Genomic DNA, 22,135 nt, shown 5'->3' on the forward strand with positions numbered 1-22,135 from the left:
CGAGCTGCCGCTCAACGAGCGCGATCCGCCGTTCTGATCGATGTCACGGATGACAAAGGGGCCTTCGCGGCCCCTTTGTTCTTGAGTGATTCGCTCAACCTTGCGCCGTCGTTTAACGTCGCTTTTACACCGGCGCTAACAGTCGAGGATGCCATCCTTTACCGCCGTGTTCACTAGAGCATTTACGGACGTGTAGTGATTGTGAGCGGTCTTGGCTCCGAAGCCCCGCGCCTTGCTGTCCAACAGGAACTTGACAAAGGCTGCTGCGGTCGCTCGCGTCAGATCGCTCAAGGGGACTGTGCCGCACGCTTCCTCGAATAACTCTAGCGCCTTCCGGGTGCGCTTTACAGGGTTGTCTGTCTCGACATACCCGTTCCACTGCTGCCAGGATGGCACCATGTCCCGAACGGTTTTGGGTGCTTCCCGAGTCTTCTTTGCGGGTTCGTCGTCGGGAGTGAGTCCCTTGGGGATGACGGGGGCAGGCGGCGTATCTACGGGTTCACCATGGCTTCTTTGTGCCACTGCATCCATGGCCCTAACCAGAGTTCGCGTGATGCGCTGAAGTGCCAGCCGACCCTCGGGCGTGTCCCATTCCACGCGAATAGACAGGGGATCACAAACGAAGTCTACGTACTCACGGGTGGCCGAGAAGTCTCCCCGAGCTAATGCTGCCTTCCAAGCCCGGGCCTGTTCCTGGTCAAACCGTTGCGCTGCTACAGCCTGCTCTTGGGTCAGGAAATCCCCCGTTTGATCCCATGTCGCCACAGCGGTATTGGAGCGTTGGCCTCTGTAGGCGCCAACCAATAGCGGAGTGACACGGGTTTGTTCGTCCAGCGCCAAGACCAGGTTTTGTACGGCCTGGGCGATGTAAGCCTCTAGCTCTTCTGACAGCGGGACGAATGGCGCGGGGCGCGTACTGTCCTCCAGCGCCTGAAATCGGACTCGGTGTTCGGCTATCAGCCGGTGTGCGATGGTGATCGCTTCAGCGCGGTTGCGGGTCTTGAGGCTGGCTCTATAAGCATCGGTCGCCAGCTTGCCGCTACGCGTGCGAGGAAACAGGTGCCGAAGGTGCTTGGGGATGCCGATACGGAGTTGATAGATACCGCTTTGGGGATGCGGTTCCAGTCCTGGGGGCAGTGTCGGCATGTCGTCCATCCGCATATTTTGACACGCGAATTGACAAGGTAGATTGACGATGCCGGAAAAGACAAAGGCCCGTAAGTCATTGACTGGCTTGGTTTCCCAATTCAATCAGTTACTTACGAGCCTTAAATTCTGGTCGGGGTGAGAGGATTCGAACCTCCGGCCTCTACGTCCCGAACGTAGCGCTCTACCAGGCTAAGCTACACCCCGAATTGACTGCTGGACTCTTCCGGCTGATCAGTCTCGTTCAAGACTGGCGGGCCGTCGAGTAAGAACATAATTCTAGCAGGCTTTCTTTGTAAATGGAATCGGGAAACGAAGAAATTGCTTGCGCTGCGGCTTGCGCTTCGCGCTTCGCGCACTCGAGGGTGTGATCGAGCGCACCCGAATGGGAGATCGCGTCGAAGATCGTGTCGAAGCGGTCCGTGCCGCCGTGCTCGATCGCTTCGCGAGCGAGGGCCGACTGTTCGGGCGTGCCGCGTTCGATCAAGTAGATGAGCGGCAACGTGGGCTTGCCTTCGCGCAGATCGTCGCCGGCGTTCTTGCCCATCGATTCGGCCGTTCCTGTGTAGTCGAGCCAATCGTCCATGATCTGGAACGCCGTGCCGATGCGCCGCCCGAATTCGGCGGCCGCCGCTTCCGTGCGCGCGTCGGCGCCCGAGATCACGGCGCCGAGCTGCGCAGCAGCTTCGAACAGCTTGGCCGTCTTGTAGCGGATCACCTGCATGTAGCGGCCTTCGTCGACGTCCGCATCGTGCATGTTCAGGAGCTGCAGCACCTCGCCTTCGGAGATGATGTTCGTCGCCTCGGCAAGGATTTCCATGATGCGCATCTTGCCGATGCCGACCATCATCTGGAACGAGCGCGAATAAAGGAAATCGCCGACGAGCACGCTCGCGGCGTTGCCGAACAGCGCATTCGCCGTCTGACGGCCGCGTCGCAAATCGGATTCGTCGACGACGTCGTCATGCAGCAGCGTGGCCGTGTGAATGAATTCGACGATCGCCGCGAGCTCATGCCGATGGCCGGTCGTGTCGCCGAGCGCGCCCGCCACGAGCAGCAAAAGCGCCGGACGCAGCCGCTTGCCGCCGGCGCCGATGATGTATTCCGAGATCTGGTTGATGAGCATCACCTCGGAGGCCAAACGTTGCCGAATGACGCGATTGACTTGCTCCATGTCCTCCGAGATGGGGGCGAGCAAGTTGGCGGCGCTGGGGGATGAGGTGGCGGTCGACGACATGATCAAAAAATGGTGTGGTGCCGCGGATTATAAAGGGTATGCGGCTTCCCGAGGGGCGCCCGGCGTGCGCCGGCGCGCCTGCGCGCTCGCCGAGCCGAGGCGGCGGACGCAAGCGGGTTTTGACCGCGCCGCTAACTCCATGTATAATCACGCGTTTTCACGTCCGGGCAGCCGGTACGTGGAAGAAAGAGGTAGGTAGAAGCAAGCAGCAGTAGGCAGGTTCGGATAAGCAATAAGCAAGCGCGCACGCACGTAGCGTGGCGCACACAGAGTGAGGTTCTCAATGTACGCGGTCATAAAAACCGGCGGCAAGCAGTACAAAGTTGCTGTCGGCGAAAAATTGAAAGTAGAACAGATACCGGCAGACATTGACGCTGAAATCACGCTCGACCAGGTTCTCGCGGTAGGCGAAGGCGAATCGATTCAGTTCGGTACGCCGCTGGTGAGTGGGGCTTCCGTCAAGGCTACCGTCGTATCGCATGGGCGGCACGCCAAAGTGACGATCTTCAAGATGCGTCGCCGGAAGCACTACCAGAAGCATCAAGGTCACCGCCAGAACTACACCGAACTGCGCATCGACGCGATCAACGCGTAAGCGCACCGGTTAAGGAGCAATCAAATGGCACACAAAAAGGCAGGCGGGTCTTCCCGCAACGGTCGCGACTCCGAGTCGAAGCGCCTTGGCGTCAAGGTGTACGGCGGCCAAGCGATCAATGCAGGCGGCATCATCGTGCGCCAACGCGGCACGCGCATGCATGCAGGCGACAACGTCGGCATGGGCAAGGATCACACGTTGTTCGCGTTGACCGACGGCCACGTCAAGTTCACGACGAAAGGCGCCGACAAGAAGCATACGGTTACCGTCGTCCCGGCCGCGGTCTGAGTTCATCAGACACGGGAGCGACACAGTAACGAAGGCCCCGCGTAGTTGGCGGGGCCTTTTTGCTTCTGTGTCCGGATTGGCGCACCCGCATGGTGTCGGTGCGCCGCAAGCGGCAAAATAGCGGGAAACACGGGACGGAGCGAAAGATGAAGTTCATTGACGAAGCGCGGATCGAAGTGATCGCCGGCGACGGCGGCGACGGCAGCGCGTCGATGCGCCGCGAAAAGTTCGTTCCGTTCGGCGGCCCCGACGGCGGCGATGGCGGCCGAGGCGGCAGCGTCTACGCGGTGTCCGACCGCAACATCAACACCCTCATCGATTACCGGTACGCGAAGAAGCACCAGGCGCGCAACGGCGAAAACGGCCGCGGGTCCGACTGCTACGGCAAGGGCGGCGAGGACATCGTCCTGCGCATGCCCGTGGGTACCGTCATCAACGATCTCGACACGGGCGAGCTCATCGCCGATCTGACCGAACACGAGCAAACGGTGTTGATCGCACAAGGCGGGGCCGGCGGCCTCGGCAATCTCCATTTCAAATCGAGCACGAACCGCGCACCGCGGCAGAAGACGGACGGCAAGCCCGGCGAGCGCCGGATGCTGCGTCTCGAGCTGAAGGTGCTGGCCGATGTCGGCTTGCTCGGCATGCCGAACGCGGGCAAGTCGACATTCATCTCGTCGGTGTCGAACGCCAAGCCGAAAATCGCCGACTATCCGTTCACGACGCTCGCGCCGAATCTCGGCGTCGTGCGCGTGGGGCCGAGCAAGAGCTTCGTCATCGCCGATATTCCGGGCCTCATCGAAGGCGCGGCCGAAGGCGCGGGGCTCGGACACCAATTCCTGCGTCACCTGCAGCGTACCGGGCTACTGCTGCACCTCGTCGACTTGGCACCGTTCGACGAGAGCGTCGATCCCGTCGCCGAAGCTAAGGCGATCGTCGCCGAGCTGCGCAAGTACGACGAGGCGCTCTTCCAAAAGCCGCGCTGGCTCGTGCTCAACAAGCTCGACATGATCGCGGAGGACGAGCGCGACGCCCGCGTGGCCGACTTCCTCGAGCGGTTCGAATGGAAGGGGCCGGTGTTTCAGATTTCGGCGCTCACGGGGCTCGGCTGCGAGAATCTGTGCTACGCCGTCTACGATTACCTGTCCGAGCATTCGGACGCGCATCGTGCCGAGCAAGCCGAAGACCTGGCTGCCGACGTACGCTTCCGCGACGTCCCGCCGGGCGGCGATGCAGCCGTGCCGCAGTCCTGACTGCAGCGCACCGGGCGCCCGCATGGGTGGGCGCCACCCTCCGCCGCTGACCGCTGACGGTGGGCCGACCGATCATTCATGGAGACTTTCGCACGATGCGCTCTGTCATCGCGGATTCGAAGCGCTTGGTTGTCAAGGTGGGGTCCAGCCTCGTGACGAACGAGGGGCGCGGACTCGATCAAGCGGCGATCGGCCGCTGGGCGGCGCAGATCGCCCAGTTGCGCGAGCGCGGCAAGGAGGTCGTGCTGGTCAGTTCGGGCGCGATCGCCGAGGGCATGCAGCGCCTCGGCTGGACGAAGCGCCCGCGCGAAATCGACGAATTGCAGGCGGCCGCGGCCGTGGGGCAGATGGGCCTCGCGCAAGTATATGAGAGCCGGTTCACCGAGTACGGCATCCGTACGGCCCAAATTCTTCTCACGCATGCCGACTTGGCCGATCGCGAGCGATACCTGAACGCGCGTTCCACGCTGCTCACGTTGCTGCGGCTGGGCGTCGTGCCGATCATCAACGAGAACGACACGGTCGTCACCGACGAAATCAAGTTCGGCGACAACGACACGTTGGGCGCGCTCGTCGCGAACCTCATCGAGGGCGATGCGCTCATTATCCTCACCGATCAGCAAGGCTTGTTCACGGCCGATCCCCGCAAGAATCCCTCGGCCGAACTGGTGCGCGAAGCCGATGCAGGCGCCCCCGAGCTCGAAGCGATGGCCGGCGGCGCGGGCTCCGCGATAGGGCGCGGCGGCATGCTGACGAAAATGCTTGCAGCCAAGCGCGCCGCCGGGAGCGGGGCGAACACGGTGGTCGCGAGCGGCCGCGAACCGGACGTCCTGACGCGACTGGCCGCGGGCGAGGCGATCGGCACGCAACTGATCGCGCGCACGGCGCGGCTAGCGGCGCGCAAGCAGTGGATGGCGGACCACCTGCAGGTGCGCGGACACGTCGTCATCGACGATGGCGCGGTGGAAAAGCTGACGGCCGGCGGCAAGAGCTTGCTGCCCATTGGTGTCGTCGACGTGCAAGGCGCGTTTGCGCGCGGCGAAGTGATCGCGTGCGTGAACAGGGCGGGGCGCGAGGTAGCGCGGGGGCTGACGAATTACAGCAGCGCGGAAACGAAGCTGATACACCGCCATGCAAGTTCCGACATCGAATCGATCCTCGGCTACATGCTCGAGCCTGAACTGATTCATCGAGACAATCTGGTCATCGTCTGAACGTCGAGCGTCCTGCCGGCTGCCGGTGCCCTAATGAGCGGTGAGCCGGGCGGGCGGCTCCATGAACAAGGCCCGCATCATCCGATGCGGGCCTTGTTTTTAGGCGTTCGGCTTGCTGGACGGCACGGCTACATCTGCGATCGAGCCGTTCGATGCTGGCGCATGTGCTCGACGATCACGTTGGCTTTCCCGGTCGGCACCTTGCTCTCGCAGAAGTAGTCCTGATAGAGCGCTGCCTGATAGGCATTGAGATTGCCGTTCTCGATGCGCGTCCAATCGTTCGCCACCGTGCGGTCCCAGCCGTCGTGATCGGCATTGAGGCCGGCGTACAGCTTCCATTCGTAGGTGTCGCAGCGGATGCCCTCGTAGTTGACGTTGCGCGCGCCGCTCGGGCTCGTGATGACGACCGTGTAACGGATGACGTTGTCGGAGCCGACGCTGAGCGACTTGCCGTCGATCGCAAAGTGAAGCGGCGTGTTTTGCGAAACCTCGAACGGGATCAAATCCTGCTGGCTAGGCAGCGCGGGCAGCGTATCGACCTTGTTTTCGGTCCATTCGGGATGGCGGTCGAGCAGGTATTGGAACTTAGTGTCGTCTTTGGGATTGGGGGGCATGTGCGAGCAGCCGGCCAGCACGGCACTGCCGGCCGCACAGGCCAGCGCGAGAACGATCGCTTTCAATATGGGTACCTCGATGAACGGGCGCGAAGATTCGAAAGATCGAATGATAGCGCCCGCCGATGGAATCGAGCGAGCAATGCGCAGGCAGCGCCCGTCAATCAGGCATGATGAGGATCGGCGCCGGGAAGGAAGGCGTATCCTCGCAACCGCTGGGCGCCTGCAGCGCTGGGCCGCCGGACCCCGGCCCCTGCGTCGAATTCAACACGCGCGGATACCGCTGGCCGTGATGGGGGGCGCGCGGCTTATCCGTGCGCGGCGCGGCACGCCGCAGGAAGCGCGACAGCTCGGTCAGCGCCAACTGATACACATCCCGCTTGAACTCGATCACGGCGTCGAGCGGCACCCAATATTCGTTCCAGCGCCAAGCGTCGAATTCCGGGTGATCGGTGGCGCGCAGGCAGATATCGCAGTCGCGGCCGACCATCCGAAGCAAGAACCAGATCTGTTTCTGGCCGCGGTAGTGGCCGCGTACTTCGCGCTTGATGAACTTGTCGGGCACCTCGTAACGCAGCCAGTCGCGCGTGCGACCGACGATCTTGACGTGCTCCGGGAGCAGGCCGGTTTCTTCGTGTAACTCCCGATACATCGCTTGCAAAGGGGTCTCGCCGTACTTGATGCCCCCTTGCGGAAACTGCCAGGAATGTTCACGCAGCCGCTTACCCCAAAACACCTCGTTATGCGCGTTCAAGAGGATGATGCCGACGTTCGGGCGAAAGCCTTCGCGATCAAGCATACAACCACCTTCGAATCCTTTAAAATTGCTTTGATTATAAACAGATAACGAGCCTTTGGCATCGGCATGCACCATCGGGGTTCCTCGCGCTGCAACAATCGCGCCCTCGGTGTATCCGGCGGCTTGTCTGACGAATACCGCCGCTTCGCGTAGCCTATCGGTCATGCGCGCAGCGGTCGTCGCTGACGTCTCGAAATCACTCGTTCCCTTCTTTCGGCGGCTCGCTGCGGGCTGTCGCTTTTGGAAAATCGTTGAATGAAAGCCTCCCGTTTCTTTATCGGCACTCTGAAGGAAGCCCCGGCCGACGCTGAAGTCGTCAGCCACAAGTTGATGCTCCGCGCGGGCATGATCCGGCGCGCCGCAGGCGGTATCTACAGCTACTTGCCGATCGGGCTGCGCTCGATTCGCAAGGTCGAGGCGATCGTGCGCGAGGAGATGAACCGCGCGGGCGCGCTGGAATTGCTGATGCCGGCCGTGCAGCCGGCCGAGCTCTGGCAGGAATCGGGGCGCTGGGAGCAATACGGGCCGGAGCTGCTGCGCTTCAAGGATCGCAAGCAAACCGATTTCGTGATCGGGCCGACGCACGAGGAAGTCGTGACCGACATCGCGCGCAATCAGATCAAGAGCTACCGCCAGATGCCGGTGAACTTCTATCAGATCCAGACGAAGTTCCGCGATGAAATCCGCCCGCGCTTCGGCGTGATGCGCGGCCGCGAGTTCACCATGAAAGACGCCTACTCGTTCGACAAGGACCAAGCCGGCCTGGACGAGTCGTATCGCAAGATGTTCGAGGCTTACGTGCGCATCTTCACGCGCATCGGGCTCGAGTTTCGCGCGGTCAACGCCGACAGCGGTTCGATCGGCGGCAATCGCTCGCAGGAATTTCACGTGATCGCGGCAACGGGCGAGGACGACATCGCCTACTGCCCCGATTCGGATTTCGCCGCCAACGTCGAGGCTGCCGAGGCGCTGCCGCTTTATGCCGAGCGCGCGGCTCCGCGCGAGGCGATGCAAAAGACGGCCACGCCCGGTAAAGCGAAGTGCGAGTCCGTTGCCGAGTTTCTGAACATCCCGCTCACGCGCACGATCAAGTCGATCATCCTTGCAACCGAGAACGAAGGTGCCGAGCCCACGATTTGGCTGTTGATGTTGCGCGGCGATCATGCATTGAACGAAGTGAAGGTCGGCAAGCTGCCGGGGCTGTCGGGCTTCCGTTTTGCGACCGAATCCGAGATCGTCGAATGGTTCGGCACGCCGCCGGGCTACCTCGGGCCGATCGGCACGAAAAAGCCCATCAAGGTGGTGGCCGATCGCACGGTGGCGAACATGAGCGATTTCGTCGTCGGTTCGAACGAAGTCGATTTCCATACGACGGGCGTGAACTGGGGGCGCGATCTGCCCGAGCCCGTCGTGGCCGACATTCGCAACGTCCGCCCCGGCGATCCTTCGCCGGACGGCAAAGGTGTCATCGAAATTTGCCGCGGGATCGAGGTCGGCCACGTCTTCCAGCTCGGCACGAAGTATTCGGAAGCGATGGGCGCGACGTTCCTCGACGAAAACGGCAAGCCGCAGCCGATGATCATGGGCTGCTACGGCATCGGCATCACGCGGATTCTCGGCGCGGCCATCGAGCAGAACTTCGACGATCGCGGCATCATTTGGCCCGAGGCGATCGCGCCTTTCGAAGTCGTGCTGTGCCCGATGGGCTATGACCGCAGCGAAAGCGTTCGCGCCGAGACGGACAAGCTCTACGCGCAGTTGTCGGAAGCCGGTATCGACGTGATCCTCGACGATCGCGGCGAGCGCCCCGGCGTGATGTTCGCCGATTGGGAGCTGATCGGCGTGCCGCATCGCCTCGTCATCGGCGAGCGTGGGCTCAAGGAGGGGAAGGTCGAGTATCAGGGCCGCCGCGACACGGAGCCGACGCTGCTGCCGATCGAGCAGGCTGCCGGTTTCGCGGCTCAGAAGATCCGCGCGGCACTCGCGGTTTGACGGCGGACGGATTGACGGTACTTCGGGCCGCTGCCTTCGCGGCGGCGGCCAGACGTCGCACGGTGAACTTCGAGTAGCCTCGGAATCACGGCAGCCCCGATCGCGGGGCCCCTGCGATGCCTTAACGATTGGTTTGGCGCGAATTGCCGCGCACGATGGCCGGCGTCAAGCGCCTTCGGTCAGTGCGCGGATCGTCGGCAAGTTGCGCCAATACCCCTTGGCGTCCATGCCGCAACCGAATACGTAGCGATCGGGCACTTCGAAGCCGCAGAAATCGGGGCGCAGCGGCTTGGCTTTCGTGAGCTGCTTCTCGCAGAGCACGGCGCTCAAGAACCGCTTAGCACCCATCGCGAGAATGCGGTCCCGGATCGCCGCCATGGTTTCGCCTTCGTCGAGGATGTCGTCGAGCACGAGCACGACGCGATCCTTGACCGACTCGGCCGGCGCCACGCGCCATTGCATGTCGGCGCTACCCTGGGTCGTATTGCGGTAGCGCGTCAAATGGATGTAGTCGAACTCGAGCGGAAAATCGAGATGCGGCAGCAGCATGCCAGTGAACACGGCGGCCCCGCCCATCACCGACAGCAGCAGCGGAAAGTCTTCACCGATCTGCGCGCGGATGGCTTTCGCCATTCTTTCGATCGAGGCATTCACTTCCGAGGCGGAGACGATTTCCTCGGAGTGCTGAAAAATGTGGAGAGCTTCTTCGCGATTCATGGCGTTCGGCGTGCGATGACTGTATACATAGTGTGAAGCGGCGCGGCGATGCGCGCCACGGCATAAACCCCTGCGGTTCGCAATGCTACGCTCAGCGCATGCCCGGCAGCATACCCTTCATGCCGCGCATCATCTTCTGCAGGTTGCCGCCCTTGAGCTTCTTCATCATCGTTCGCATTTGCTCGTACTGATTGAGCATCCGGTTCACCTCCTGCACTTGCACGCCCGCGCCCGCCGCGATGCGGCGCTTGCGCGTCGCCTTGATGAGCTCGGGTTTCGCGCGCTCGGCCGGGGTCATCGAATTGATGATGCCCTCCATCCGGCGCATCTGCTTTTCGGCCTGCCCCATGTCGGCGCCGGCCGCGGCTTGCTGAAACTGCGCGGGGAGCTTATCCATCAACGTCGACAAGCCGCCCATGTTCTTCATCTGCGAGAGCTGCGCGCGAAAATCATTGAGGTCGAAATCGCCGCCCTTCTTGACCTTGTCCGCCAGCTTTTGCGCGGCTTTGACGTCGACGTTGCGCTGTGCCTCCTCGACCAGAGCAAGAATGTCGCCCATCCCGAGAATGCGGTTCGCCATCCGCTCGGGGTAGAACACCTCCAGCCCGTCGAGCTTCTCGGCCACACCGACGAACTTGATCGGCTTGCCCGTGACGTGGCGCACCGAGAGCGCGGCACCGCCGCGCGAGTCGCCGTCGAGCTTCGTGAGAACGACGCCCGTGAGCGGCAGCGCATCGTTGAACGCCTTGGCCGTGTTGACGGCATCTTGCCCCAGCATCGCATCGACGACGAACAGGGTTTCGACCGGCTTCACGGCAGCGTGCAGCGCGGCGATCTCCTGCATCATCGCCTCGTCGATGCCTAGACGACCGGCCGTATCGACGATGAGCACGTCATGGTAGTGGCGCTTGGCCCAGTCGAGCGCGGCGTGCGCGATGTCGACGGGCTTTTGATTCGGTTCGGACGGGAAGAAATCCGCCCCGACTTGCTCCGTCACCGTCTTGAGCTGCGCGATGGCGGCTGGACGATAGACGTCGCACGAGACGGTCAGCACCTTCTTCTTGTACTTTTCGCGCAAGAGCTTGGCGAGCTTGCCCGAAGTCGTCGTTTTACCGGCACCCTGCAGGCCCGCCATGAGAATGACCGCCGGCGGCGTGACGGCGAGATCGAGCTCGGCCGCCTTGCCTTCGTAGTCGCCGCCGATGACGGCCGTGAGCTCGCGCTGCACGACCGAGACGAGCGCTTGGCCCGGCGACAGGCTCGACAGCACTTCTTCGCCGAGCGCCTTTTCCTTGACCTTGGCGACGAAATCGCGGACGACGGGCAACGCCACGTCGGCCTCGAGCAGGGCGAGCCGGACTTCACGCAGCATCTCCTGCGTATTCGATTCGGTGAGGCGGGCTTCGCCGCGCAGCGTCTTGACGACGCGCGCCATCCGTTGGGTAAGTGTGTCGAGCATGGGGAGCCGTAGGAAGCACAGCGGCCGCTGCGCGCCCATCGCGTTGGGGCGGGGCGGGTGCGGCGGCCTAGTGTAAACTTGGAACATGGATATTGTACTGTATGCCCTCACCGCGCTCCTTTATGGCGGCCTTGCCGTCGCCGGCTGGCGCGCGCATCGCACCGAGGGCGCGCCGTCGATGCTCTCGAGCGTGCCGCCCGTGCCGGCGCCGCCGCGCGCGCGCGCATCGGGCTCGCCCCGCGCGGGACGGGTGCTGCTGCTTGCCGCGCTCGTCGCGCACGGGGTGCTGCTGCATATCACGATCTTCCCGCACGACGCGATGGTGTTCGGGTTCGCGTTCGCCCTGTCGGCCATGTTCTGGCTCGGCGCCTGCATCTATTGGATAGAAAGCTTCTTCTTCCCGCTCGAGGGGCTCGGCCTGCTCGTGCTGCCGCTCGCGGGCCTCGCTGCGCTGATGCCGCTCGCGTTCGGCGGCGTGCACGTTCTGTCCTTCGCCGCCGCGCCGCTGTTCAAGACGCATTTCATCATCGCCAACATGGCTTACGGCCTGTTCGCGATCGCCGCCCTGCATGCGGTCCTGATGCTGTTCGCCGAGCGCCGGCTACACACGCTGCGTAGCGTGCTCGATGGCCACGGCGGCTGGATCGCGAGCTGGCTCGATACGCTGCCGCCGCTGCTGACGCTCGAGAAGCTGCTGTTTCGCCTGATCGGCGCGGGGTTCGTTTTGCTGACGCTCACGCTGATTTCCGGCGTACTCTTCAGCGAGCAATGGCTGGGCCGGCCCTTGATGTTCGATCACAAGACCGTGTTCGCGATCCTGTCCTGGCTCATGTTCGCGGCGCTGCTCGCCGGGCGCCACATTTCGGGCTGGCGCGGGCGCGCCGCCCTGCGCTGGGTGCTGGCGTCGTTCGTGGCCTTGCTGCTCGCCTACGTCGGCAGCCGTTTCGTTTTCGAGGTGCTGTTGCACCGTCCCGTCGTCTGATCGTCATGCGCCAGATTTTTCTCATCGTCGTGTTCGTGCTCGCTGCGCGTTGGCTCGTGAAAACGATGCGCGCCGCTCAAACCGAAGCCGCCGGACGAGGCGGGGCACGCCCCGGCGCGCCGCGTGGCGCGGCAGGCGCTGCTCGGCGTGCGCCGCGCCAACTCGCCGAGCCGATGGTGCGCTGCGCCGTGTGCGGCGTGCACGCCCCGCAGAGCGATTCGGTTCGCGCCGGTGCGCACTACTTTTGCAGCGTCGAGCATGCGCAGCGCCATGCCGCGCGCGCGGGCGGCCGCGAGGGCCGATGAACGCGGTGCCCTTCGCCGTCGGCGACGACGGCTGGGCGTGCGGCGCGCGCGTGCGGCCTTCGCCGAATTTCGAGGCGCGTCCCCCCGGCGCCGTGCCCACGCTCATCGTCATCCACAACATCAGCTTGCCGCCCGGCCAGTTCGGCGGCACGGCGATCGCCGATCTGTTTCTCAATCGCCTCGACTGCGACGCCCATCCCTATTACGACGCGCATTTGCGCGGCCTGCGCGTCTCGTCGCATTTCCTGATTCGACGCGACGGTGTGCTCGAGCAGTTCGTCTCGTGCGCGCAGCGCGCGTGGCACGCGGGCGTCTCGAATTTCTTCGGGCGCGAACGTTGCAACGATTTCTCCATCGGCATCGAACTCGAGGGAGACGACGCGAGTGCGTTCGAAGCGGCGCAGTACGAGACGCTCGCGCCGCTCGTCGCCGCGCTTTGCGCGCGCTATCCCGTCGAGGCGCTGGCCGGCCATTCGGACATCGCGCCTGGCCGCAAAACGGACCCGGGTCCTCACTTCGATTGGCCACGCGTGCGGCGCGACACGGCACTCGCGGATCGGTATTTCCCCTATTTGCGCGCCTAGCCGCCGCCGGTTCGCACGCTGCCGCGACTCGCGCAAAAGCGCATGCAGCTTGCGTTTGCGGTAAGTCCTTGTCCCGGCTCGGTTAATGAAAAGTCAAGCGTTCGGCCTCAAATAAACCTTTTTGAATTGGCCGATGCGTCCACTATACTTTGTATCAGCACGACGCAAGTGCACTAGATATTGTGTCGACACGCCGGGGTGTCCGAGCATCGAGCGAGGCGCCGAGACCGCAGAAAGCGGCGTGCAAATCATGCGGGTAGAACGCCGGGCGATGCTCGGCGTTCTACCTTCGGGGGAAGAACGGGACGCGCAGGAGCCGCTAGAACATGACGAAGGCCGTCGTCTTTCTCGAGTCGCGCTGCCAGGCAGCCCGATCGTTCCGTTTCTTTTCCCGCCCCTCATCGTTCGCGCTCGGGGTGGCGCGGCGGTTGTTCCAATCCGCGGTTTGACCGCACATCCAAGATCAGGAGCTTTGCACATGCAAACGACCGACAACATGACGAGCCAGCACGAAGGTGCGCAAGCCGGGCACGCGCTCGGCGGCCAGGCCGCTTACGCGCAGCCGCTCGCGCCGCAGGCGACCTTCGCGGACTACAAAGTGATCCGCCGTAATGGCAGCGTCGTGTCGTTCGAGCCGTCCAAGATCGCGATCGCCGTGACGAAGGCGTTCCTGGCCGTCAACGGCGGGCAAGGCGCCGCGTCCGCGCGCGTGCGCGAGCTCGTCGAGCAGCTGACGCAAAACGTCGTGCGCGCGCTCGTGCGCAGCCGCCCGAACGGCGGCACGTTCCATATCGAAGACATCCAAGATCAAGTCGAACTCGCGCTGATGCGCGGCGGCGAGCACAACGTGGCCCGGGCCTACGTGCTGTATCGCGAGAAGCGCAATCAGGAGCGCGGCCACGGCCAGGAAGCCGCCGCGCCGTCCGCCGGCCTCAACGTCGTCGACAACGGCGTCACGCGCCCTCTCGATCTGCCGGCACTGCGCGCCCTGATCGAATCGGCTTGCGAGCAGCTCGGCGATGCCGTGAGCGCCGAGCCGATCGTCGCCGAGACGGTCAAGAACCTCTATGACGGCGTGCCGATGAGCCAGGTCTACGACTCGGCCATCCTGGCGGCGCGCACGATGATCGAGAAGGATCCGGCCTACAGCCAAGCGACCGCTCGCCTCCTGCTGCACACGATCCGCCGCGAAATCCTCGGCGAGGAAGTGACGCAAAGCGAAATGGGCGAGCGCTACGTCGAGTATTTCCCGCAGTTCATCAAGCACGGCATCGAAGCGGAATTGCTCGACGAAAAGCTGCTGCAGTTCGACCTGAAGCGCCTGGGCGCGGCACTCGACGCGAGCCGCGATCTGCAATTCGGCTACCTCGGCCTGCAAACGCTGTACGACCGCTACTTCCTGCACGTCGACGGTACACGCATCGAAATGCCGCAGGCATTCTTTATGCGCGTAGCCATGGGCCTGTCGCTGAACGAGATCGATCGCGAGGCGCGGGCCATCGAGTTCTACAACGTGCTTTCGACGTTCGATTTCATGAGCTCCACCCCGACGCTGTTCAATTCGGGCACGCGCCGCTCGCAGCTGTCCTCGTGCTACCTCACGACGGTCGCGGACGATCTGGACGGCATCTATGAAGCGCTGAAGGAAAACGCGCTGCTGTCGAAGTTCGCCGGCGGTCTCGGCAACGACTGGACGCGCGTGCGCGCGCTCGGCTCGCACATCAAGGGCACGAACGGCAAGTCACAAGGCGTCGTGCCGTTCCTGAAGGTCGTCAACGACACGGCGGTGGCCGTGAATCAGGGCGGCAAGCGCAAGGGCGCCGTCTGCGCGTATCTCGAATCGTGGCACCTCGACATCGAGGAGTTCCTCGAGCTGCGCAAGAACACGGGCGACGATCGCCGCCGTACCCATGACATGAACACGGCCAACTGGATTCCCGACCTGTTCATGAAGCGTGTGATGGAAGGCGGCAACTGGACGCTGTTCTCGCCGTCCACCTGCCCGGATCTGCACGACAAGTTCGGCGCGGACTTCGAGAAGGCTTACGCGGCATATGAAGAGAAGGTGGCGCGCGGCGAGATCAAGCTGTTCAAGAAGATTCCGGCCGCCCAGCTCTGGCGCAAGATGCTCGGTATGCTGTTCGAGACGGGCCACCCCTGGATCACGTTCAAGGATCCTTGCAACGTCCGTTCGCCGCAGCAGCACGTCGGCGTCGTCCATTCGTCGAACCTGTGCACCGAAATCACGCTGAACACGAGCGACAGCGAAATCGCCGTCTGCAACCTGGGCTCCGTGAACCTCGTCGCGCACCTCGTGAAGCAGGCCGACGGCCGCTACGCGCTCGATCACGACAAGCTCAAGCGCACGGTCAGCGTGGCGATGCGCATGCTCGACAACGTCATCGACATCAACTATTACGCGGTGTCGAAGGCGCGCAACTCGAACCTGAAGCACCGCCCGGTCGGCATGGGCATCATGGGCTTCCAGGATTGCCTGCACGTGCTGCGCACGCCGTATGCGTCCGACGAAGCGGTCGAATTCGCCGACCGTTCGATGGAAGCGGTCTGCTACTACGCCTATTACGCCTCCACGGAGCTGGCCGAGGAGCGCGGCCGGTATTCGAGCTATCGCGGCTCGCTGTGGGATCGCGGCATCCTTCCGCAGGACACGTTGAAGCTGCTCTCCGACGCCCGCGGCGGCTACGTCGAGGTCGATACGTCCGAGACGATGGACTGGGCCACGCTGCGCTCGCGCATCGCGACCTACGGCATGCGCAACTCGAACTGCGTCGCGATCGCGCCCACGGCGACGATCTCGAACATCATCGGCGTATCGGCCTGCATCGAGCCGACGTTCCAAAATCTGTACGTGAAGTCGAACCTGTCGGGCGAATTCACGGTGGTGAACGACTACCTCGTGCGTGACCTGAAGGCGCGCGGGCTGTGGGACGAGGTGATGGTGGCCGATCTGAAGTACTTCGACGGCACGCTTTCGCGCATCGACCGCGTGCCGGCCGATCTGCGCGCCATCTACGCCACCGCGTTCGAAGTCGATCCGAAGTGGCTCGTGGAAGCGGCGTCGCGCCGTCAGAAGTGGATCGACCAGGCGCAGTCGCTGAACATCTATATGGCGGGCGCATCGGGCAAGAAGCTCGACGAGGTCTACAAGCTCGCATGGCTGCGCGGCCTGAAGACGACCTACTATCTGCGCACGATGGCGGCCACGCACGTCGAGAAGTCGACGGTCGCGCACGGCGCGCTCAACGCGGTGCCCTCGGCGGACGGCGGTGCGAGCGGCGGCGGAGCGGCAGGCGGCTTCGGTGCATCGGGTGGCGCGTCGTCGATCGGTGGCGCGGGCTCGTCGATGAGCGGCATGAGCGCGGCGTCCGTCGCGGCGGCGCAAGAGCCGCAGCCCGATGGCCCCGTCTGCATGCTGCGCCCCGGCGATCCGGGTTTCGACGAATGCGAGGCTTGCCAGTAACTGCAGCGGCATCTGTCGCGAGCCGGCGCATCAGCTGAGCGCCGGCATGAACGGAGCGGGGCGCGCGAACGACAAAGAGAACGAGACGCGCGCTTCGCGATCGATGTGGGATGCACTTCGCAACGCATCGAGACGACGCTTCACGCGTCATCGACGATCTCGCGTATGCGACGCAACGAACAAAGTGTTGTATCGAGGTCGCAGGGCGAATCGAAAAACAAGGTTTTTCGCGAGCGAACCCTTTTATCGCTCGTGAAAAGATGGTACAAACCGATCTAAATTGATGGTGAGAATTTATGCTCAACTGGGATGACGAGACGACTGCCGTAACTCCCTCGAGCGGTTCGCAACTGAATGCGTTGCGCAACCCCGCGGGTCAGGCTGTCGAAACGCAAGCGGCGGCGCGCACAGCGACGCAAGCGCTGCCCGCGCAAACCATCTTCGCAAACGACGTTGCCGTCGCTCCGTACGCGGCGGCACCCGTTGCCGAACAACCCGCCGCTGCATCCGAGGCGCGCGTGAACGTCGCCGACAAGCGGATCATCAACGGCCGCACCGACGTCAACCAACTCGTGCCGTTCAAGTACAAGTGGGCGTGGGAGAAGTACCTCGCCGGCTGCGCGAACCACTGGATGCCGCAGGAAATCAACATGTCGCGCGACATCGCGCTTTGGAAGGACCCGAACGGGCTGACCGAAGACGAGCGCCGCATCGTCAAGCGCAACCTCGGCTTCTTCGTGACGGCCGATTCGCTCGCCGCGAACAACATCGTGCTGGGCACCTACCGCCACATCACGGCGCCCGAGTGCCGGCAGTTCTTGCTGCGCCAGGCGTTCGAAGAGGCGATCCACACGCACGCCTATCAGTACATCGTCGAATCGCTGGGCTTGGACGAAGGCGAGATCTTCAATGCCTACCACGAGGTCACCTCGATCCGCGACAAGGACGAGTTCCTGATCCCGTTCATCCACACGCTGACCGACCCGGCGTTCAAGACGGGCACGCTCGAAGCCGACCAGAAACTGCTGAAGTCGCTGATCGTCTTTGCCTGCGTCATGGAAGGGTTGTTCTTCTACGTCGGGTTTACGCAAATTCTCGCGCTCGGCCGGCAGAACAAGATGACGGGCGCGGCGGAGCAGTACCAATACATCCTGCGCGACGAGTCGATGCACTGCAATTTCGGCATCGACCTGATCAACCAGATCAAGCTCGAGAACCCGCACCTGTGGACGCGCGAATTCCGCGAGGAGATTCGCGAGCTGTTCAAGCATGCGGTCGAGCTCGAATACCGCTACGCCGAGGACACGATGCCGCGCGGCGTGCTGGGACTCAACGCGTCGATGTTCAAGAGCTATCTGCGCTTCATCTGCAACCGCCGTTGCCAGCAGATCGGCCTCGATCCGCTTTACCCGAACGAGGAGAACCCGTTCCCGTGGATGAGCGAGATGATCGACCTGAAGAAGGAACGCAACTTCTTCGAGACGCGAGTCATTGAATATCAAACCGGCGGTGCGCTGTCTTGGGAATGACGCGTGCTGACTGATGCAATGAATGATGATGGGGCGCCGCCGCGACAACCGCCGCGGCGGACAAGGTAAGGAGCAAGAACGCCTAATGCAAAGCGTGCCCGGCGGTGCAACCGCCCACAAACACGACAGGCACTTTGCGAACCCTTCGGTGGGATGGGCGAACTACCCCCTAAAAAAGCCGGTGGCCTGGCCACCGGCTTGTCACGAGCGAATATCGGGCTGGGCGAGCGCATGGCGCTCGCCGGCCAACTCGATCTGGCGTGCTGTGCCTTTGGGTACGGCACGCCTTACCGCATTCATTAGCGTAAGCACTAGGTTTTTGCGTACGCCGATGAATAGCCCGCTTCGCAGCGCGCGCCGCCAACGCCGGCGCGCAGCGGGAAGCGGGTTTGAAGAAGGGTGTAGTTCGAACTGACTCATTCTCAAACCTGAAGGAGAAAACAATGGCAACAGCCAAGAAAAAACCCGCCGCTAAGAAAGCCGCTCCGGCCAAGAAGGCAGCTCCGGCGAAGAAGGTCGCAGTGAAGAAGGTCGCTGCGAAGAAGGCGGCACCGGCTAAGAAGGTTGCAGCCAAGAAAGTCGCAGTGAAGAAGGTTGCGGCGAAGAAGGCGGCACCGGCCAAGAAGGCCGCAGTGAAGAAGGTTGCGGCGAAAAAGGCAGCACCGGCCAAGAAAGCGGCCGTGAAGAAGGTTGCAGCCAAGAAGGCCGCGCCTGCGAAGAAGGCTGCCGCCAAGAAGGCTGCGCCTGCTAAGAAGGCTGCCGCTAAGAAGGCTGCGCCTGCGAAGAAGGCTGCCGCCAAGAAGGCTGCGCCTGCTAAGAAGGCCGCTCCTGCGAAGAAGGCTGCCCCTGCGAAGAAGGCTGCGGCGAAGAAAGCTGCTGCCGCACCCGCTGCCCCTGCTGCGCCTGCTGCCGCATCGACGGCGCCTGCATCGACGGTGAAGACCGCGTTGAACCCGGCCGCTGCTTGGCCGTTCCCGACCGGCAGCCGTCCGTAATAGGACGGTGCGGCGAGCGCGGCGCATCGCGGCCGCAATCGCCGCACACCGGTAGCGATGAAAAGACCCCGTCACCGGTTCGCCGGCGGCGGGGTCTTTTTATGCTCACGTCTAGGTCGTCATGCGTTCGTTATGCCCCGCGGACTAGTCGGCCACGCGAACATTGCGAGCGTGGAGGGCGGCGGGAAAGGGCGCGAGAGTCCGAGGGCTCGAAGGCTCAGTGCGTGACGCGTGTGACGCCGGCGCTCGAGAGCAGACGCACGCGATCCCCCGCTTGGAACACCTCGCCGGTGGCCGCTTGCGTGATGGCGCGCAGATCGCCGTTGTCGAGCCGCACGGTGATTTCGAGACCGTTGCGCTTCGCGACGCCGTTTTCGACGGCATTGCCTGCGACGGCGCCGGCGATGCCGCCGATGATGGCCGTTGCGATCGAGCCTCGGCCGCCGCCGAACGCGCTGCCCGCGACGGCGCCCAGCGCGCCGCCGCCGATTGCGCCGAGCCCGCTCGGCTGCCCGTCGTTCGACGAGATCGTCACGGCGCGGACGCTTTCGACGGTACCGAACCGAACGGATTCCTCGCGCTGCGCCTGGCCCGCCGTATAAACGTCGGGCGAACTGCTGTTGTAGGCGCACCCCGTCATGGTCACGGTACCGACCATCAGCGTGATGAGCATCACTCGAGTCGATGTTTTCATTGTCTGTTGCTCCACAAGGGTATTACGGGTATTACCGCAAGCTATAGCCGAAGGCCTGCTTGAATCGTTCGTCGATTTCACCGGCGCTGGGCGTGTAGGTTTGCGGCCCGGCATGCTCGATCTTCAGCGAGCCCATCAGGCTCGCTAAACGGCCCGTCGTGGCCCAATCCAAACCGCGTTCGATGCCGTAAAGCAATCCTCCGCGAAACGCATCGCCGCAACCGGTGGGGTCGACGACCGTCGAGGCAGGCACCGCAGGAATGTCTTCGGACTTGCCGCCGTGATGGATCCGCGCGCCGTGCTCTCCGCGCGTCACGATCAGCGCTTTCACGCGCTGAGCGATTTCATCGAGCGACCAGCCCGTCTTGTTGCTGACGAGACTTGCCTCGTAGTCGTTGACTGCTACGTAGGTGGCGAGTTCAATCGCGCGTTTGAGCGCGTCGCCCGAGAACAGCGGCAGGCCTTGGCCCGGATCGAAGACGAACGGCACGCCGGCGGCGGCGAGCTTTTCCGTGTGTTGGACCATGCCGTCGTAGCCGTCCGGCGCGACGATCGCGAGCGTGATGTCCTGAGCTTGATCGGCGTGGTTCAGATGCGATTGCATCATCGCGCCCGGGTGGAACGCGGCGATCTGATTGTTGTCGAGATCGGTCGTGATCATCGCTTGGGCCGTGTACGTGTCCGGTACGACGCGCACGTGGTCGGTGCGAAGGCCGAGGCTCTTGATGCGATCGAGATAGAGCTGGCCGTCGACTTCGCCGATCGTACCCATGATGCGAGCGTCGCCGCCGAGCAGATTCAGCGAGTAGGCGATGTTGCCGGCGCAGCCGCCGAACTCGCGGCGCATCGTCGGCACGAGGAAGCTCACGTTCAGGATATGGACCTGCTCGGGCAGGATGTGCTCGCGAAAGCGCCCCTGGAAGGTCATGATGTTGTCGTAGGCGAGCGAGCCGCAAATCAGCGTAGCCAAGGCAAGAATTCCTATGCGTGGTTCAATGGGGGGCCATACGAAAACGCCGCGCTGAGGATCTTCAGCGCGGCGTGCTTCGTCTAGCGGTAGCGGGCGATGCGGCTTACTTGAGCGCGCTCAGTGCCGCGTCGTAGTTCGGCTCGTTCTTGATCTCGCCCACGAGCTCGGCGTGCACGACCTTGTCGTTTTCGTCGACGACGACCACGGCCCGCGCCGTGAGGCCCGTGAGCGGGCCCGACAGGACATCGACGCCGTACGCTTGCGCGAACTCGTGACCGCGGAACGTCGAGGCCGTGACGACGTTCTCGATGCCTTCGGTCGTGCAAAAGCGCGTCGCGGCGAACGGCAGATCGCCGGAGACGACGATGACGGCCGTGTTCTGCAGTTTGGCCGCGGCTTCGTTGAACTTACGCGTCGACGTGGCGCACGTGGGCGTGTCGAGGCTCGGGACGATGTTCAGCACTTTGCGCTTGCCGGCGAAATCGGCGAGCGTGACCGGCTTCAGATCCTTGCCGACGAGCGAGAACTCGGGGGCCTTTTGGCCGACGGACGGAAACGCGCCACCGACTTCGATCGGGTTGCCGCCCAGCGTGACTTGACTCATGTTAGCTCCGGATGTTCGTTTGAGGTTGTCGCAAGTGCGAAATGGTGGGCGCGCGTGCCGCCGCGCCCGGATTGCGCTACGGGTAAAAGATCTGGACGCGGAAGTTCGTCGCGATCGCATTGCCGCTGTCCAGGCGGACGATCATCGTTTGCGTCGCATGCGCGGGCAGGCCGGCCGCGATCGCCGTGCCGGGCGGCACGTAATCTTGCGGCCACAGGATGCGACGGATCGCGACGTTGTTCTTGTCGTCGAACAGCGTCAGCTCGATCGCCGGATAGGCAAGCGCGATGCCGTAGCGATTGCGCAGCGGCACGCGCAACTCGAGGCGGTGCGGGCCGTCGACTTGACGCAGATCGGACGCTTCGACCTGCAGCCCGTCGATGTCGCGCGGCGGTGAGAGCCGGCAACCGAACTGCTCGCAGACGCGCGCGAACAGCGGTTGCGAATCGGGCCAGTAGACCATGACCGCTTCGCGCTGCCACCACGCAAGTTGCGCGATCAGCGCGGCGATCAGCACGAGGGCGACGATGCCGCCCAGCAGGTACCCGATCGCCCGGCCGGGCGATTTGGCGCGCGCCTCGCGTGTCATCGCGAAGTGGCGTTCGGCATCATCGGACTCGGGCGGCTCCGCGAAGAGCGGCGGAACCGCCCCGGCGTGGGCGCTGGCCTGCGCTTGG

At 63.6% G+C, this 22,135-nt stretch carries 22 protein-coding genes and 1 tRNA gene; 12 read left to right on the forward strand and 11 right to left on the reverse strand.

Annotation, left to right across the window (positions count from 1 at the left end):
* Positions 1–135: 135 nt before the first annotated feature.
* The 3 genes from ACTHNZ_RS11460 to ACTHNZ_RS11470 all read right to left on the reverse strand — a co-directional run bounded on the left by ACTHNZ_RS11460 (position 136) and on the right by ACTHNZ_RS11470 (position 2,383).
* Complete coding sequence (locus ACTHNZ_RS11460; protein ID WP_440542612.1) at positions 136–1,251, reverse strand: DUF6538 domain-containing protein; 1,116 nt, start codon at positions 1,249–1,251, stop codon at positions 136–138.
* A gap of 25 nt (positions 1,252–1,276) precedes the next feature.
* Positions 1,277–1,353, reverse strand: a tRNA-Pro gene (locus ACTHNZ_RS11465).
* A 37-nt stretch (positions 1,354–1,390) separates the two neighbouring features.
* A complete protein-coding gene (locus ACTHNZ_RS11470) occupies positions 1,391–2,383 on the reverse strand; it encodes a polyprenyl synthetase family protein (protein ID WP_440542613.1) in 993 nt (330 codons plus the stop codon).
* 283 nt (positions 2,384–2,666) lie between these two features.
* On the opposite strand from ACTHNZ_RS11470, the gene rplU reads away from it, so the two are divergent.
* From rplU to proB, 4 genes are all read left to right on the forward strand, one after another.
* Positions 2,667–2,978 (forward strand): 50S ribosomal protein L21, encoded by a 312-nt coding sequence (gene rplU, locus ACTHNZ_RS11475; protein WP_102643954.1) that lies wholly within the window; start codon positions 2,667–2,669, stop codon positions 2,976–2,978.
* Positions 2,979–3,002: 24 nt separating this feature from the next.
* Positions 3,003–3,266, forward strand: a complete 264-nt coding sequence (rpmA, locus tag ACTHNZ_RS11480; RefSeq protein ID WP_102609563.1) for a 50S ribosomal protein L27 — start codon at positions 3,003–3,005, stop codon at positions 3,264–3,266.
* A gap of 146 nt (positions 3,267–3,412) precedes the next feature.
* Complete coding sequence (gene cgtA / locus ACTHNZ_RS11485) at positions 3,413–4,519, forward strand: Obg family GTPase CgtA (protein WP_440542614.1); 1,107 nt, start codon at positions 3,413–3,415, stop codon at positions 4,517–4,519.
* 95 nt (positions 4,520–4,614) lie between these two features.
* The gene (proB, locus tag ACTHNZ_RS11490) at positions 4,615–5,733 is read left to right on the forward strand and encodes a glutamate 5-kinase (RefSeq protein ID WP_440542615.1); all 1,119 of its coding nucleotides are present in this window, start codon (positions 4,615–4,617) and stop codon (positions 5,731–5,733) included.
* 128 nt (positions 5,734–5,861) lie between these two features.
* Here proB and ACTHNZ_RS11495 read toward each other — a convergent pair whose 3' ends face one another.
* Positions 5,862–6,413 (reverse strand): CNP1-like family protein, encoded by a 552-nt coding sequence (locus ACTHNZ_RS11495; RefSeq protein ID WP_440542616.1) that lies wholly within the window; start codon positions 6,411–6,413, stop codon positions 5,862–5,864.
* 94 nt (positions 6,414–6,507) lie between these two features.
* On the reverse strand, positions 6,508–7,146 hold the full coding sequence (locus ACTHNZ_RS11500; protein ID WP_440542740.1) for an RNA pyrophosphohydrolase: 639 nt from the start codon (positions 7,144–7,146) through the stop codon (positions 6,508–6,510).
* A 255-nt stretch (positions 7,147–7,401) separates the two neighbouring features.
* Here ACTHNZ_RS11500 and ACTHNZ_RS11505 point away from each other — a divergent pair, with 255 nt between their 5' ends.
* Positions 7,402–9,138, forward strand: coding sequence for a proline--tRNA ligase (locus ACTHNZ_RS11505; protein WP_440542617.1), 1,737 nt, complete (start codon positions 7,402–7,404; stop codon positions 9,136–9,138).
* A gap of 165 nt (positions 9,139–9,303) precedes the next feature.
* On the opposite strand, the gene ACTHNZ_RS11510 is transcribed toward ACTHNZ_RS11505, so the two are convergent.
* The gene (locus ACTHNZ_RS11510; protein WP_440542618.1) at positions 9,304–9,855 is read right to left on the reverse strand and encodes a hypoxanthine-guanine phosphoribosyltransferase; all 552 of its coding nucleotides are present in this window, start codon (positions 9,853–9,855) and stop codon (positions 9,304–9,306) included.
* A 91-nt stretch (positions 9,856–9,946) separates the two neighbouring features.
* Positions 9,947–11,314, reverse strand: a complete 1,368-nt coding sequence (gene ffh / locus ACTHNZ_RS11515; protein ID WP_440542619.1) for a signal recognition particle protein — start codon at positions 11,312–11,314, stop codon at positions 9,947–9,949.
* Positions 11,315–11,399: 85 nt separating this feature from the next.
* Here ffh and ACTHNZ_RS11520 point away from each other — a divergent pair, with 85 nt between their 5' ends.
* From ACTHNZ_RS11520 to ACTHNZ_RS11550, 7 genes are all read left to right on the forward strand, one after another.
* Positions 11,400–12,296: a cytochrome C assembly family protein gene (locus ACTHNZ_RS11520; RefSeq protein ID WP_440542620.1), complete on the forward strand. Its 897-nt coding sequence runs from the start codon at positions 11,400–11,402 to the stop codon at positions 12,294–12,296.
* Between the two features lie 5 nt (positions 12,297–12,301).
* Positions 12,302–12,601, forward strand: a complete 300-nt coding sequence (locus tag ACTHNZ_RS11525) for a PP0621 family protein (protein WP_440542621.1) — start codon at positions 12,302–12,304, stop codon at positions 12,599–12,601.
* Complete coding sequence (gene ampD, locus ACTHNZ_RS11530; protein ID WP_440542622.1) at positions 12,598–13,185, forward strand: 1,6-anhydro-N-acetylmuramyl-L-alanine amidase AmpD; 588 nt, start codon at positions 12,598–12,600, stop codon at positions 13,183–13,185. The genes ACTHNZ_RS11525 and ampD overlap by 4 nt, the downstream gene beginning before the upstream one ends.
* 478 nt (positions 13,186–13,663) lie before the next feature.
* On the forward strand, positions 13,664–16,666 hold the full coding sequence (locus ACTHNZ_RS11535; RefSeq protein ID WP_440542623.1) for a ribonucleoside-diphosphate reductase subunit alpha: 3,003 nt from the start codon (positions 13,664–13,666) through the stop codon (positions 16,664–16,666).
* A 296-nt stretch (positions 16,667–16,962) separates the two neighbouring features.
* Positions 16,963–18,195, forward strand: a complete 1,233-nt coding sequence (locus ACTHNZ_RS11540; protein ID WP_440542624.1) for a ribonucleotide-diphosphate reductase subunit beta — start codon at positions 16,963–16,965, stop codon at positions 18,193–18,195.
* Positions 18,196–18,280: 85 nt separating this feature from the next.
* Positions 18,281–18,610 carry a hypothetical protein gene (locus ACTHNZ_RS11545; RefSeq protein WP_440542741.1) on the forward strand — a complete coding sequence of 110 codons (330 nt, stop codon included), beginning with the start codon at positions 18,281–18,283 and terminating at the stop codon, positions 18,608–18,610.
* Between the two features lie 28 nt (positions 18,611–18,638).
* Positions 18,639–19,190 (forward strand): histone H1-like DNA-binding protein, encoded by a 552-nt coding sequence (locus ACTHNZ_RS11550; RefSeq protein ID WP_440542742.1) that lies wholly within the window; start codon positions 18,639–18,641, stop codon positions 19,188–19,190.
* A gap of 217 nt (positions 19,191–19,407) precedes the next feature.
* On the opposite strand, the gene ACTHNZ_RS11555 is transcribed toward ACTHNZ_RS11550, so the two are convergent.
* The 4 genes from ACTHNZ_RS11555 to ACTHNZ_RS11570 all read right to left on the reverse strand — a co-directional run bounded on the left by ACTHNZ_RS11555 (position 19,408) and on the right by ACTHNZ_RS11570 (position 22,047).
* Positions 19,408–19,884 (reverse strand): glycine zipper 2TM domain-containing protein, encoded by a 477-nt coding sequence (locus ACTHNZ_RS11555; RefSeq protein ID WP_440542625.1) that lies wholly within the window; start codon positions 19,882–19,884, stop codon positions 19,408–19,410.
* Positions 19,885–19,915: 31 nt separating this feature from the next.
* Positions 19,916–20,854, reverse strand: coding sequence for a carbohydrate kinase family protein (locus ACTHNZ_RS11560; RefSeq protein ID WP_440542626.1), 939 nt, complete (start codon positions 20,852–20,854; stop codon positions 19,916–19,918).
* A gap of 103 nt (positions 20,855–20,957) precedes the next feature.
* Positions 20,958–21,458 (reverse strand): thiol peroxidase, encoded by a 501-nt coding sequence (gene tpx / locus ACTHNZ_RS11565; protein WP_440542627.1) that lies wholly within the window; start codon positions 21,456–21,458, stop codon positions 20,958–20,960.
* Between the two features lie 76 nt (positions 21,459–21,534).
* On the reverse strand, positions 21,535–22,047 hold the full coding sequence (locus ACTHNZ_RS11570; RefSeq protein ID WP_440542743.1) for a DUF3426 domain-containing protein: 513 nt from the start codon (positions 22,045–22,047) through the stop codon (positions 21,535–21,537).
* Positions 22,048–22,135 lie beyond the last annotated feature (88 nt).

Source organism: Trinickia sp. (assembly GCF_051953955.1).
GTDB lineage: Bacteria > Pseudomonadota > Gammaproteobacteria > Burkholderiales > Burkholderiaceae > Trinickia.